The sequence below is a fragment of the Bacillus thuringiensis genome (assembly GCF_001182785.1).
Lineage (GTDB): Bacteria > Bacillota > Bacilli > Bacillales > Bacillaceae_G > Bacillus_A > Bacillus_A thuringiensis_S.
The window spans coordinates 1,495,190-1,508,325 of sequence record NZ_CP012099.1 but is presented as its reverse complement, the minus strand read 5'-3'; the positions used below and the strand labels follow the sequence as shown (position 1 = coordinate 1,508,325).

Here is a 13,136-nt window from a genome sequence, read left to right as displayed (position 1 = left end):
AATCTCTCCACTTCTGAATTATGTATGTAATTGTATATCCCCACACACATATTATCACCCTTATCACAATTGTGCAATAGTTTTGAAATAGAGAGATTATTTTATTTTTTAGAATAAACATTAAAATTTTCGTTTTCCAATATACTTTGCTACATTTTGCAATGCATACTTCGCCTGTCCACGAGGGAGTGGTTTTATTATTTCTAAAGCTTTATGTAAATACCGTTCACTAAACGCAAATGCTTTATCGATCGCTGTACTATTTTTTACAGCATCAATAATTTCTTGCATTTCACTTGCTGTTGTATTTTCATGTACAGATGTGATTTTCTTACGAAGTACTGGATCTTCCATCGCATATAAAGCAGGGAGCGTAATGTTTCCTTGTAATAAATCTCCACCAGCAGGTTTTCCAAGTTTCTCTTCCGTGGAAACGAAGTCTAAAATGTCATCAATAATTTGATAAGACATTCCTACAAAATACCCATACCAAAATAGACGATTTACTGTATCACGATTAGCACCAGCAGCAATCGCTCCCAATTGGCAACTCGCGGCAATTAATAATGCTGTTTTTCGCTTTATTCTTCTTAAATACGTTCTTAAATTTTGGTCATAATTGTATTTATCTTTAATTTGTTCAATTTCACCTTTACAGACTTCTAAAATAGTATGTGATAACGCTTGATGCGCCTCTGGGATTTCGATATTTGTTATACATTCAAGAGACTTAGCGAACAAATAGTCCCCTGTATACATCGCAATACGATCTCCCCATTTCGCATTCACAGTCGCACTGCCGCGTCGTAAAAATGCAGCATCAATAACATCATCGTGAACAAGAGAAGCCATATGAATAAGCTCTAACGCAACAGCAACATGCTTAATCGCATCTAACTTATAATCTCCAAATTTCCCTGCAAGCAACACAAATACGGGACGAATTCGCTTCCCACCAGCTTCAATAAGTTGTAATGCTGCCTCTTCTACTAATGGCTGTTCAGAAGCAACTGTCTTTTTTAATTCTTTTTCTATCACATTAATATCCGATCGTAAAAAAGAGTACATAAGTTGTAACTTCATATTGTTCACCTTAACCTAAAACTTCTTTTTTCTATTTTGATTCTGGTTTAATACCTAAATGCATCGCTGCTACCCCAAAAGTAAATGGTTTCACTTGCACACGTTCAAGTCCAGCTTGCTCAAACATTTGGGCCAATTCTTTCATCCCTGGGAATGCACTAGCAGATTCTTGAAGCCATGAATATTCTTTATAACTTTTCGCAAACATCTTTCCAAATAACGGCATGATATATTTAAAGTATAAAATATATCCTTGTCGAAAACCAATCATTGTTGGTTGAGATGTTTCTAAACAGATTACTTTTCCACCTGGTTTTACTACACGCGTCATTTCTTTTAATACGTGCATATAATCCGGTACGTTACGTAAACCAAACCCAATCGTTACATAATCAAACGTATTATCTTCAAACGGAAGCTCCATTGCATTCCCATGTAGAAGTTCTACTTGTTTTAATTGTAACGCCTCTACCTTTTGCTTACCGACAGATAACATATTTTCACTGAAGTCTAAGCCAACAACCTTTCCTTGCTCACCTACCGCTCCAGCTAGCGCAATTGTCCAATCTGCGGTTCCGCAGCATACATCAAGCGCTTTACTGCCAGGTTGTACATCCATAATTCGCATCGTTTCTTTACGCCACGCTTTATGTCTTTGAAAACTAATTACAGAATTCATCACATCGTATTTATCAGAAATCTTTTCAAATACGTCATGTACTCTTTCTTCTTTTGATTGTTGCATGCTCGTACCTTCTTCCAATGTAAAATTGCTTATGTCTTCTATTTATCCCTTAACACAGAATTTATTTCATTTATGTCTATGTGATTTTCTAAAAATTGTTTTTCTTTCTTTCTCAATTCCATCATCCAACCATTAATCACTACTTCTGCTTTATCACCTAAAGCATCTTGCATCGCTTGAAAAACAGGTGAATGTTGTTTATCAGCATACAATTGAATTTCTTTTTGAAGGCGATTTCCACCTAATACGTATGTGATAAATGGCTTCCAATGTGATAAATGAAAATGATCACATGTTTTTTGAAGGAGCGCAGACTCAATCGTTACTACGCTTTTCATTATGTCACCCGTCGTTTCATGCGCTTTTTGGTATAACATAATTTTGTGTTCATTTATCTCTTTAATTCCTTCAGCAAGTGCACGAATTAAAACAATATCACGATTCATAGACAATAAATAATAATATAGTCCACTATAGTAATCGCCTGCAAGTACTGTTAATTGACGACATTTATGCGATTCAATCGCTTCCTCGCCTGCTTTATTTGATACCCTTTCATGCGTATCAAGCGCAATTTGCACAAGCATAATTGTTACTACGTAATGCTCAATTTGTTCTATATGTAAGTTTGCACTCTTTAAAGCACCATATAACAATGCTATCTTTTCTTCATCAATAAATGGTTCTTCAATATAGTTTATAAAATAAGGATGGCGTAATTTCTCCATCAATTTCTCTTTTATACCCGCATACCCTCCGTAGATGTCACACACAAAAAATCACCCTTGTTTTCTAATTCATAAAACTTATTATAACACATACACTCTATTTTCTATAACCAAAACTTGGCTACACCTACCATTCATGTAAGCAATCTTTCTAACCTCACTCTGTCTAGCTAAAACTATATCATTTATTTACTAAAAAAAAAAAAGAAAAGCAGTTTCCCGCTTTTCTTTACTTCGTTTTAATAAACGATAAAATTTCACTGCGCGCTGCAGCATCATTTTCAAGCACACCACGAACTGCTGTCGTTACTGTTTTCGCACCTGGTTTTTTCACACCACGCATCGTCATACACATATGTTCTGCTTCTACTACTACCATTACACCATGCGGCTCTAGTACTTCCATAATAGAGTTCGCTACTGTTGATGTAATACGTTCTTGCAGTTGTGGACGACGTGCAATTGTATCTACAGTACGAGCTAATTTACTTAACCCTGTCACCTTTCCGCCTTGCGGAATATATGCAACGTGAGCAACTCCATAGAATGGAACTAAATGATGCTCACACATCGAATAAAATGGTATATCTTTTACGAGTACAAGCTCTTCGTGATCTTCTCCGAATACTTTATGCAAATGCTCTTTCGGATCTTCATGCATACCTGCGAACACTTCTGCGTACATTTTTGCAACACGCTTTGGTGTATCAAGTACTCCCTCACGATTTGGGTCATCCCCAATCGCCTCTAAAATAAGGCGTACTGCATGTTCAATTTGTTCTAAATTAACTTTTGCCATCCGCTAGCCCTCCCGAAAACCTAAAAGTGATACGAACACATTCTAGCATATTTATGTTTTTAAAAGCAAAAAGAAGAGTTCCCAAAAAGGAAACTCTTCTTCCCTGTTAATATGTAAGGATTATTTAACCGCATCTTTTAACGCTTTACCAGGTTTGAATGCAGGTACTTTACTTGCAGCGATTTCAATCTCCTCACCTGTTTGTGGGTTACGACCTTTACGAGCCGCACGCTCACGAACTTCGAAGTTACCGAATCCGATCAGTTGTACTTTATCACCTTGTTTTAAAGCTTCTAAGATAGAATCAAAAACAGCGTCTACTGCTTTTGTTGCGTCCTTTTTAGAAAGGGAACTTGCTTCTGCAACAGCATTGATTAAATCTGTCTTGTTCATGCCATTCACCTCCTCCCAAAGATAAGACTGTATAATGATCATAAAATGAGTCTTACTTTCATTTGTAGGCAATTTTTACAAATTCTATACTACAAAGATGTAGATAAATCATTATCAACGCCTATATTATACGATTCTCCCTTATAATTCAATATTTTTAAGGAAATTGTTACTCTGAAAATGTGAAAATCTGATGAAACTTGACAATTTACAACAATGTATTAGATAATGACTGTTTATTTTTCTATTTTATAATCGAAAAAACAAAAAATCCCTCTACAATGAGAGGGATTTTTCTTATAGTATAATCGCAATTAATCCGCCAGATCCTTCATTAATAATTCTTTCTAGCGTTTCTTTTAATTTATATCTAGCATTTTCTGGCATTAAAGATAATTTCGCCTGAATTCCTTCTCGAACAATCGAGCTAAGCGAACGTCCAAATATATCAGAATTCCAAATTGATAACGGGTCATCTTCAAAATCTTGCATTAAATAACGAACTAATTCTTCACTTTGCTTTTCAGTACCAATGATCGGCTCAAACGTTGACTCTACATCTACTTTAATCATATGAATAGATGGCGCTACCGCTTTTAACTTCACACCAAACCTTGAACCGTGACGAATAATTTCTGGCTCATCTAAGCTCATATCCGCTAGTGCAGGCGCTGCTACACCATATCCTGTTTGCTTAACCATACGCAGTGCATCCGCCACCTGATCGTATTCTATTTTCGCATGAGATAAATCGAGCATAAGCTTCAATAAATGATCTTTCCCTCGAATTTCTACTCCTACTACTTCTTTTAAAATCTGATCATATAATTCATCTGGCGCATATAAATCAATCTCCGCCACACCTTGCCCCATATCAATGCCAGCTAGGCTCGCTCGATCAATAAATTCATATTGACTAAACTGCCAAACAACGCGATCCACATCACGAAGACGTTTTATATCCTTCACAGTTTCTTGAACTGCTTCTTGATAACTTCGACGCAACCAGTGCCCTTCATTTAGCACCATTACCCAGCTCGGAAGGTTCACATTCACTTCTAATACAGGGAATTCAAATAGCGCTTCACGAAGTACATTATATACATCTGTTTCTCTTAAACTCTCCACACTCATTGCAATAACCGGGATATCATATTCTTCTGATAAACTTTGGCGTAATTGCTCTGTATCTGGATGATACGGCTGTACCGTATTAATTATCATAATGAAAGGTTTTCCTACTTCTTTCAACTCATTTACAACGCGTTCTTCTGCCTCTATATAATCTCTTCTTGGAATTTCACCAATTGTTCCATCTGTTGTAATTACAACACCAATTGTTGAATGTTCTTGAATTACTTTACGCGTGCCGATTTCTGCAGCTTCATGGAATGGAATAGGTTCTTCATACCAAGGGGTATTAATCATGCGCGGGCCATTCTCATCTTCATAGCCCTTCGCTCCTGGAACCGTATATCCAACACAATCTACTAATCGAATGTTCACTTCAAGCCCTTCATCTACTTCGATAGAAACCGCTTGGTTTGGAACAAACTTCGGTTCCGTCGTCATAATTGTACGACCAGCAGCACTTTGAGGCAATTCATCCTGCGCTCTTTGACGGTCAGACTCATTCTCAATATTTGGAATAACCACAAGTTCCATAAATTTTTTAATGAATGTTGATTTCCCTGTTCGAACAGCTCCTACAACTCCAAAATAAATATCACCGCCTGTTCGTTCTGCAATATCTTTAAAAATATCTACCTTTTCCAAGTGATTCCCTCCCTCAAAATTTTTGGGAATAATTCCGCGTTTATAGTCAACTAATACCTTCTCTAACGTTGCCTATAATATCTGATATAATATAATGGTATTCTAGAAGTTCGGACAATATATCATATAATTTTGTCCAATTTCATATGACTATTAAAAAATATCTTTTGTTTGCATCGTAAGTTGTATAACATAAAAAACCTTTCTTCTAGAACTTATTCACTAAAAGAAAGGTTCATGACTTATGATTTTAAAAAAATTGGTTCTCCGTCCTTTACTGTGTACGGTAAGGAATAAGCTGGTACAAACGGGGAAGCTTTCAAAAGTATATTCCGAATATCTTCTCCCTCCGTAAACTGCCCTTCATTTTTTTTCAAAGCATCATATAAGTCGATTCTATAATCAACAAAAACTTCTCCTTTTTCATTAATTACAAAAGGAAGTCCCTTACCAGAATATGGGCTTGTCACTTGTGGCACATCTTTATATCCTAGTTTTTTGAAATCCAGTTCATATACACCATCTGAAATTACTTTTTTAAAAGGTGGATATTGATGTTCATCACGATACATCCTAAGCTTTAAAGATAGTTCCTGAACTTGTTCAGCCATCCTAACATCAATTAATTTTACTGTTGGATTTGTTTCAACGTCTATTAATACGTATTGATATATCCCTCCACTTTCATACGCATTCCCCGGTGCTTCTTGTATGTAGCGCGGAGCAATCTGTTGAAAATCAATTGGATACTTTTGATAAATAGGTGTACTCATATCCCTCGTCTTAATTGGCAATATCCCATCATTTTGCTCCTTAAATGTCACAACAGCTTTTTGAACAACCTGTAGCTGATCTTCATAAGGAACCGCATTTTGTTTCATATTTTCTTTCGGATACAGACACCCCGTTAAAAGGCTCATACAACAAAATATTAAAATAATATGGACTTTTTTCACTAGCAATCACCTTTTCATACTAATATAACTTGCTCGTATGTAGTATTTTCGAGACCATTCCAATTACTGCTGTACAGGTCCACTAAATACAACAAGAAAAATAACAATTCCTGACACAATCATAAGGGTGTACGCTACTAATGCTGTAATCCCTTTCAAAAATTTATTCTTTATTTTATGTCTACTTAATAAAATGAAACTTACTGCAAAAAACATAAATCCAATTGCTCCTAAAGCCAACCACATTTTCATAAGCCCTTCTGACATATACACACCCCTTTTTATTAATCTATTTTTATACTATTTTAACAAATTAAAATCTTTAAACAAATACAAAAAGAACATTTTACTACAAATTGCGAATATGTAACTTTAATCAATAGGTTTTTCAGTATTTTTCACCAATCTAGATAAAAATAAAACCGAAGCGAATGTATCTCTCGCTTCGGTTGACCAAATATGCCCAAAAACAGCTCTATTCCCATTCTTTCATGGCTATCATATGCAATCTACAAACTCTTTGTTTCTCATAATTTATTTTTTAAACATTTTGCTTAACGAGCCAAAATCTGCTGGCATATTATTATTAATAATCGCTTTTACAATTTGATCCTCTTGCTCTTTCGGCACTTCACGTCCCGCCATAAGAGCCACTTGATGAATCAATTGACGAAGTACAGTTTCATCACGTAAATTCGCATTTTGCACGGATGATGCTAATTTAAAAATATCCTCTTTATTTACTTTCGCTTCCTTCTCAATATTATTAAAAATGTTATTATCCATTCTTTTCACCCTCTCCTCAAGTTACTCTTCATCCTATGCAAAAATAAAAAAATGGTGAAAAGACCCATAAAATAAAAAAGCGACAGAAGTACAAATGTACTTCTGTCGCTTTTCTTTACAGTAAATCAGGTATAGCTTCTACTTCATGTTTTCGAACACGTCCCATCAATGAACCTACCGCATCTTTTACGTTATTCCCATTGAACAGCACGTCATATAAAGCAGCTGTAATCGGCATTTCAACTTCCATTTTCTCTGCCAATTCATGAGCAGCTTTCGTTGTTCTTACACCTTCTACAACCATACCCATGCTTTCTAACACTTCTTCTAGAGAGTGTCCTTTTCCAAGCATATTTCCAGCGCGCCAATTTCGGCTATGAACACTTGTACAAGTTACAATTAAGTCTCCCATACCAGTTAGACCAGCAAACGTTAACGGATTTCCGCCCATTTTTCTTCCTAAACGAGCAATCTCTGTTAAACCACGTGTCATCAATGCCGCCTTTGCATTATCACCTAATCCAAGACCATCAGTTATACCAGCAGCTAATGCGATAATATTTTTTAGCGCACCACCAAGTTCAACTCCAACGATATCTGGATTTGTGTATACACGGAAATAACTATTCATAAATAAATCTTGTACTTCCTCAGCCGCTTCCATACGCTTTGCTGCAGACGTAACTGTTGTCGCTTGTCGTAAACCAACTTCTTCAGCATGACTCGGTCCAGACAGTACAACAACATCTTTAATTAAGTTCTCTGGAATTTCTTCCTCGATCACTTCCGAAATACGTTTTGACGTACCAGGTTCAATCCCTTTACTCGCATGAATCCAAGTAATCGGTTCTGTAACAATTTCTTTCATCTCTTGTAATACATCTCTGTACGCTTTCGTCGGTACTACTAGCAGTACTGTATCTACATCTACTAATGCTTCTTCTAAAGAAGAGTAGGCTACGATTATGCTTGGCAATGTAATGCCTGGGAGATATCGACTATTCTCATGTTTCGTATTCATTTCATCCATAAGTTCTGGGCGATTTCCCCAAATACGTACATCATGTCCATTGTCAGCTAATACCATCGCTAACGCTGTTCCCCAGCTACCTGCTCCTACTACTGTGATTTTTGTCATAAAATCACATCCTCTCCATTAGTCTCTTGCTCGAGCAATAATGTGAATCGGCGTTCCTACAAAACCGAACGCTTCACGTAAACGATTCTTTAAGAAGCGCTCATATGAAAAGTGCATTAATTCTGTATCGTTTACAAACACAACAAATGTCGGTGGTTTTACCGCAACCTGTGTCGCATAGAAGATTTTCAGACGGCTACCATTATGAGTCGGTGTTGGATTCATCGCTACCGCATCCATAATTACATCGTTTAATACGTTTGTTTGTACACGGATACTATGGCTTTCATTTACCTCATTGATAACCGGTAATAACGTTTGTGTACGTTTTTTCGTTTTTGCAGATAAGAATACAATCGGTGCATAATCCAAGAATTGGAAATGAGCACGAATGTTTTCTTCAAATGCCTTCATTGTTTTTTCATCTTTTTTCACTGCATCCCATTTGTTTACAACGATAATAACAGCTCGTCCTGAATCATGAGCATATCCAGCGATTTTTTTATCTTGCTCAATAATTCCTTCTTCTCCGTCTAAAACAACTAAAACAACGTCAGAACGTTCAATCGCTCTAAGTGCACGAAGTACACTATACTTTTCTGTACTTTCATATACTTTTCCTTTTTTACGCATACCAGCTGTATCGATGATTACATAATCTTGATCATCTTTACTATATGGTGTATCGACAGCATCACGCGTCGTTCCTGCGATATTACTTACAATTACACGTTCTTGACCAAGAAGTGCATTTACAAGCGATGATTTCCCTACGTTTGGACGTCCAATTAAAGAGAAACGGATTGTTTCATCGTCATACGCTTCTTCTTCAATCTTTGGAAAATGATTTGCAGCTTCATCTAACAAATCACCAAGTCCTAAACCGTGTGTACCTGAAATCGGGAATGGCTCGCCAAATCCTAATGAATAAAAATCATAAATATCACTACGCATTTCTGGATTATCAACCTTATTTACCGCAAGTACAATTGGTTTTTTAGAACGATACAAAATTTTAGCAACTTCTTCATCCGCTGCAGTTACACCATCGCGACCATTCGTCATAAAAATGATAACATCTGCTTCATCAATCGCAACTTCCGCCTGTTGACGAATTTGTGTCAAGAACGGCTCGTCTCCAATATCAATTCCACCTGTATCAATAATGTTAAACTCATGATTTAACCATTCTCCCGCACTATAAATACGGTCTCGAGTTATACCTGGTATATCTTCTACGATTGAAACTCTTTCTCCAACTATTCTATTGAAAATAGTAGATTTTCCTACGTTCGGGCGGCCTACTATTGCTATTACTGGTTTCGGCATATACTTTCATCCTTTCAACTTGCTTCTGTTTATTATGTAAAAAACCCTTCTTTGTGCAAGAAGGGATTTGCATTCCAGAATATTTCTCAACGTATCAAAACACCTCACATTATAACACACGTTCCTAATGTTTCACAATAATATATACATTCTCTTGTAAGCGATGCGCAATACCATCTAAAATTGCTTCTAAATTATTTGCAACAAATTCTAGTTCCTCCGTCGACTCACAAACAAATAAAGGAGCACCACCTGCAAATTTTTCTGGCGCTGTTGTAATAACTGCCAGGATAACACTTTCTAACATCATCTCTTATCTCCCCTTCCTTTCGGGGCTTCCGATGACATATGGACAGCACTTTCTAACGTTGGTACATTTCCTATGACACTTATCGCTTTCTCTGCATCTTGATCTTGCGGTAAGACAAAAATTCCAACCCTGCCATCCTCTAAATCACGCTTTGCTAACGGTACAAGCGCTGGCGTACCAGAATCTCTATAAATCCCTAACGCCACCGAAACATCGTGTAAAACAGCTTGTCGTTGCCCTAAATTTGAGATTGTCACCATCGCATCAATTGATTTCGGTTTTAAAATAAACCCCATGCCATATTTCATAATCTCTTCTTGCCTCGCCGGCAATCCAATATTCATAATATAAATATTATCAATATACAGTCCTGCCCCTTCAAAACGAAGCGGAACGTGCTCAATTTCAACAAGATCATGTAGCCTTTTTCCAGACATTAATTTTTTCGCAATAAAAAATGCGATTATAGCCATCATTACTCCAGCAATCCATGAACGGAACCCTATATACGCAAACGTCGTTGCAAACGACGTTAACATCGCCAAATAGTTGCGACTTTCAAAAACTAATGCAATTCCTTCAATATATGTATTTCCACGCGGTACGAGCTCATATCCATCTAATTGTTGAAGCGTATTTCTTTCCATATTACGTACATCACGAAATTGCGTTGCTGCTAATGTAAGAAATGTAATGGCAGAAAAATCTTTTTTCAAAATAGACGGGATTGCAATCGCTCCTAAAGCTGCTGCAATTAACCCCATTGCAATATGAATAATTTTCCCATGCAGCCTCGTCGGATATTGCCGCGTATCCGTCCGAAGCATTAACACCCTTGTAACTGTCCCCGCTATTACGCCGCATAAAATGGCTGGTGTATATTCAGTCATGTATTACCCTCGCCTTTCTTTTACGTGTTTTTCTCTTAAACTGTTCCATGTATACTGATGCTTTTGCAATCCAAAACAATACTGCCATGAATAATGTAGAAACGGCGACGATATCAAAAAATGCTAAACTACCGTAATCATATGGAAAATTCAATTTCCGAAAAATAAATGTCACTAGCAACTCTCCTTGTAACATCCCTACATATAGGGAACATAATCGTAGTATGCGATCCCCATGCAATAACACCGATGCATACACAAGAGCACTACTTAGCAGAAAAACTCTATCCACCACAATCCAAATCGGATCATATATCTCTAACAGATGAAAACTTGTATATAACATTGCAATAATAAGCGCCGAAAGTAAGCTATATAATTTTTTCCAAACAGAATATAGCGTGATTCCTATAAAAGAAATAATACAAAGTAAAAGAGCATTTACTGATACCATGAATGAGGCAATCGTTACATGTAACGGAGAGCAAATTATAAAAATCAGTATACAAGCGCCTAACTTCCACCGAATATGGTCCTTTTTCATAAAAAAGGTTACGACAATCCACCCTATCCAAGCTATAAAATAAAAAGTACTTCCATCCATCAACTTCACCTCCTATGTTTTCCATTATGGGAACTTTTTATGAAAGTTAATCCACTTTATTTACGCATAGTTTTTTCTTATAACAGCAACACTTTTAACAAGGAGGTGTTATTCATTATGGGTAAAGATCGCCAAGAACGAAAACTGCGAGAATCACGCCGCGTTGAATCTGATCGTAATCAATCACTACAATATCCAGGTGCAACTGGACTTGATACACCAGAGCAAGCTCGAAAACAAAACCAGCACTAATGAATACAAAAAGACGGTTTCAATATTGTACGAAACCGTCTTTTACATAATCATTTTAATGTTTTTTATTTATATTGAAATAATATTTTGTATACTATATCCTCCTATCACTTCTTTTTACCTCCACCTATTTCCCTTAGAAAATCAAGCCTTCTCCAAAAATCTAGTAACTAATCATCTTCATTTTTTAACCTTTTTTTCAATTACAACTTTTATAAAATACCAATTCCATTTTTTATTACGAGAAAGAAAACAAAACAAAAAAATCAACCGAACGGTTGATTTTTTATCTCCTACTATAATGCGCAGTATCAATACCACGCTGCATTAACCAATGATATGTTTCACCTTTTACAACAAGAGGTACAGATTGCAACTCTTCTATCGTCTTCGCACCGAGAGCTGCCATAATAAATTTCAAATCTGTATGCAGAAACTCAATTTCATCCACTAATTTCTCGATACCATCTTCCATTAAAATACGTAAAAAGTAACCAGCAAATGCAGTTGTATTCGCCCCTAATGCGATTGCTTTCGCTACGTCAAGCGCTGTTTGTATACCCCCAGATGCAATAAAAGAGAGGTTATTATTTGTAGAGGTTGCTTCAATAATCGAGGTTGCTGTTTGTATGCCCCAGTTATTAAAATAAGAAAGCATTCGCTGTCTTCTTTCATTTTCAACAGCAGCAAAATTCGTACCACCTTGTCCACCAATATCAATTGCTGCTACACCTACTTTTGCTAACTGTTGTACCGTTTCCTTACTCATCCCAAATCCAACTTCTTTTACAATGACAGGAACTTTACTATTTAAAACAATTTTCTCGATTCGCTGAAGTACACCAGTAAAGTCACGGTCTCCTTCTGGCATCGTTAACTCTTGTATGACATTTAAATGAATTTGCAATGCATTCGCTTCAATCATATCAACGGCACGCTCCGCCTGCTCGATAGTTGCCTCACTACCTAAATTAGCAAAGAAAATACCATTTGGGTTTACCTTTCTGATCACCTTATAAGAAGCAGCCTCACTTTCATCTTTTAACGCCGCCATTTGCGAACCTACAGCCATAGCAAGGTTATGATGTTTCGCTACATATGCTAATTGCTCATTAATATGTAACGTTTTCTCTCCTCCACCACCAGTCATCGCATTGATAAAAATCGGCGAACTTAGTGAAAGTTCGCCGATTTTTGTTTCACATGTTATTGTGTCATAATTTGAATTTGGCAAGCTTTGATGCACAAAACCAATATCATGAAAGCCATGCGTACGAGACTGACCAGTAGAAAGAGCGTATTCAATATGATCTAATTTACGTTTTGCCCTTACCACTTGTACCCCTC

16 protein-coding genes are annotated in these 13,136 nt (G+C 36.6%); 1 reads left to right on the top strand and 15 read right to left on the bottom strand.

What is annotated here, in order from left to right; all coding sequences use genetic code 11:
* Positions 1–120: 120 nt before the first annotated feature.
* From hepT to AC241_RS07915, 14 genes are all read right to left on the bottom strand, one after another.
* On the bottom strand, positions 121–1,083 hold the full coding sequence (hepT, locus tag AC241_RS07980; protein WP_016082261.1) for a heptaprenyl diphosphate synthase component II: 963 nt from the start codon (positions 1,081–1,083) through the stop codon (positions 121–123).
* A 31-nt stretch (positions 1,084–1,114) separates the two neighbouring features.
* Positions 1,115–1,828 (bottom strand): 2-heptaprenyl-1,4-naphthoquinone methyltransferase, encoded by a 714-nt coding sequence (gene menG / locus AC241_RS07975; protein WP_001187668.1) that lies wholly within the window; start codon positions 1,826–1,828, stop codon positions 1,115–1,117.
* Between the two features lie 38 nt (positions 1,829–1,866).
* Positions 1,867–2,601, bottom strand: coding sequence for a heptaprenyl diphosphate synthase component 1 (locus tag AC241_RS07970; protein WP_029441853.1), 735 nt, complete (start codon positions 2,599–2,601; stop codon positions 1,867–1,869).
* Positions 2,602–2,785: 184 nt separating this feature from the next.
* Positions 2,786–3,355, bottom strand: a complete 570-nt coding sequence (gene folE / locus AC241_RS07965; protein ID WP_001151478.1) for a GTP cyclohydrolase I FolE — start codon at positions 3,353–3,355, stop codon at positions 2,786–2,788.
* 120 nt (positions 3,356–3,475) lie between these two features.
* Positions 3,476–3,748, bottom strand: a complete 273-nt coding sequence (locus AC241_RS07960; protein ID WP_001043860.1) for an HU family DNA-binding protein — start codon at positions 3,746–3,748, stop codon at positions 3,476–3,478.
* A 297-nt stretch (positions 3,749–4,045) separates the two neighbouring features.
* Positions 4,046–5,524 carry a stage IV sporulation protein A gene (gene spoIVA, locus AC241_RS07955; protein ID WP_016082263.1) on the bottom strand — a complete coding sequence of 493 codons (1,479 nt, stop codon included), beginning with the start codon at positions 5,522–5,524 and terminating at the stop codon, positions 4,046–4,048.
* A 242-nt stretch (positions 5,525–5,766) separates the two neighbouring features.
* Complete coding sequence (locus AC241_RS07950) at positions 5,767–6,480, bottom strand: hypothetical protein (RefSeq protein ID WP_050843082.1); 714 nt, start codon at positions 6,478–6,480, stop codon at positions 5,767–5,769.
* 63 nt (positions 6,481–6,543) lie between these two features.
* Positions 6,544–6,747: a DUF2768 domain-containing protein gene (locus AC241_RS07945; RefSeq protein ID WP_001289004.1), complete on the bottom strand. Its 204-nt coding sequence runs from the start codon at positions 6,745–6,747 to the stop codon at positions 6,544–6,546.
* Between the two features lie 267 nt (positions 6,748–7,014).
* Positions 7,015–7,266, bottom strand: coding sequence for a stage VI sporulation protein F (locus tag AC241_RS07940; protein ID WP_000369753.1), 252 nt, complete (start codon positions 7,264–7,266; stop codon positions 7,015–7,017).
* A 115-nt stretch (positions 7,267–7,381) separates the two neighbouring features.
* Positions 7,382–8,404: an NAD(P)H-dependent glycerol-3-phosphate dehydrogenase gene (locus AC241_RS07935; RefSeq protein WP_050843079.1), complete on the bottom strand. Its 1,023-nt coding sequence runs from the start codon at positions 8,402–8,404 to the stop codon at positions 7,382–7,384.
* 18 nt (positions 8,405–8,422) lie between these two features.
* Entirely contained in the window at positions 8,423–9,733 is a 1,311-nt protein-coding gene (gene der / locus AC241_RS07930; protein ID WP_001125890.1) for a ribosome biogenesis GTPase Der, read from the bottom strand.
* A gap of 124 nt (positions 9,734–9,857) precedes the next feature.
* Positions 9,858–10,043, bottom strand: a complete 186-nt coding sequence (locus tag AC241_RS07925) for a capping complex subunit for YIEGIA (RefSeq protein ID WP_016082266.1) — start codon at positions 10,041–10,043, stop codon at positions 9,858–9,860.
* Positions 10,040–10,933 carry a YIEGIA family protein gene (locus AC241_RS07920; protein ID WP_016082267.1) on the bottom strand — a complete coding sequence of 298 codons (894 nt, stop codon included), beginning with the start codon at positions 10,931–10,933 and terminating at the stop codon, positions 10,040–10,042. Before AC241_RS07920 ends, AC241_RS07925 begins: the two co-directional genes overlap by 4 nt.
* Positions 10,926–11,537 (bottom strand): YphA family membrane protein, encoded by a 612-nt coding sequence (locus AC241_RS07915; RefSeq protein ID WP_016082268.1) that lies wholly within the window; start codon positions 11,535–11,537, stop codon positions 10,926–10,928. The genes AC241_RS07920 and AC241_RS07915 overlap by 8 nt, the downstream gene beginning before the upstream one ends.
* Before the next feature lie 117 nt (positions 11,538–11,654).
* Between AC241_RS07915 and AC241_RS34275 the strand changes: the two genes are divergently transcribed.
* Entirely contained in the window at positions 11,655–11,789 is a 135-nt protein-coding gene (locus AC241_RS34275; RefSeq protein ID WP_000513902.1) for a YpzI family protein, read from the top strand.
* A gap of 286 nt (positions 11,790–12,075) precedes the next feature.
* On the opposite strand, the gene AC241_RS07905 is transcribed toward AC241_RS34275, so the two are convergent.
* Complete coding sequence (locus tag AC241_RS07905) at positions 12,076–13,125, bottom strand: type 2 isopentenyl-diphosphate Delta-isomerase (protein ID WP_050843077.1); 1,050 nt, start codon at positions 13,123–13,125, stop codon at positions 12,076–12,078.
* Positions 13,126–13,136: the final 11 nt, after the last annotated feature.

Coding starts and splice junctions, on each gene's coding strand:
- hepT (WP_016082261.1), bottom strand. CDS start 1,083: ATGAAGTTACAACTTATGTACTCTTTTTTACGATCGGATATTAATGTG.
- menG (WP_001187668.1), bottom strand. CDS start 1,828: ATGCAACAATCAAAAGAAGAAAGAGTACATGACGTATTTGAAAAGATT.
- folE (WP_001151478.1), bottom strand. CDS start 3,355: ATGGCAAAAGTTAATTTAGAACAAATTGAACATGCAGTACGCCTTATT.
- AC241_RS07960 (WP_001043860.1), bottom strand. CDS start 3,748: ATGAACAAGACAGATTTAATCAATGCTGTTGCAGAAGCAAGTTCCCTT.
- AC241_RS07945 (WP_001289004.1), bottom strand. CDS start 6,747: ATGTCAGAAGGGCTTATGAAAATGTGGTTGGCTTTAGGAGCAATTGGA.
- AC241_RS07940 (WP_000369753.1), bottom strand. CDS start 7,266: ATGGATAATAACATTTTTAATAATATTGAGAAGGAAGCGAAAGTAAAT.
- AC241_RS07935 (WP_050843079.1), bottom strand. CDS start 8,404: ATGACAAAAATCACAGTAGTAGGAGCAGGTAGCTGGGGAACAGCGTTA.
- der (WP_001125890.1), bottom strand. CDS start 9,733: ATGCCGAAACCAGTAATAGCAATAGTAGGCCGCCCGAACGTAGGAAAA.
- AC241_RS07925 (WP_016082266.1), bottom strand. CDS start 10,043: ATGATGTTAGAAAGTGTTATCCTGGCAGTTATTACAACAGCGCCAGAA.
- AC241_RS07920 (WP_016082267.1), bottom strand. CDS start 10,933: ATGACTGAATATACACCAGCCATTTTATGCGGCGTAATAGCGGGGACA.
- AC241_RS07915 (WP_016082268.1), bottom strand. CDS start 11,537: ATGGATGGAAGTACTTTTTATTTTATAGCTTGGATAGGGTGGATTGTC.
- AC241_RS34275 (WP_000513902.1), top strand. CDS start 11,655: ATGGGTAAAGATCGCCAAGAACGAAAACTGCGAGAATCACGCCGCGTT.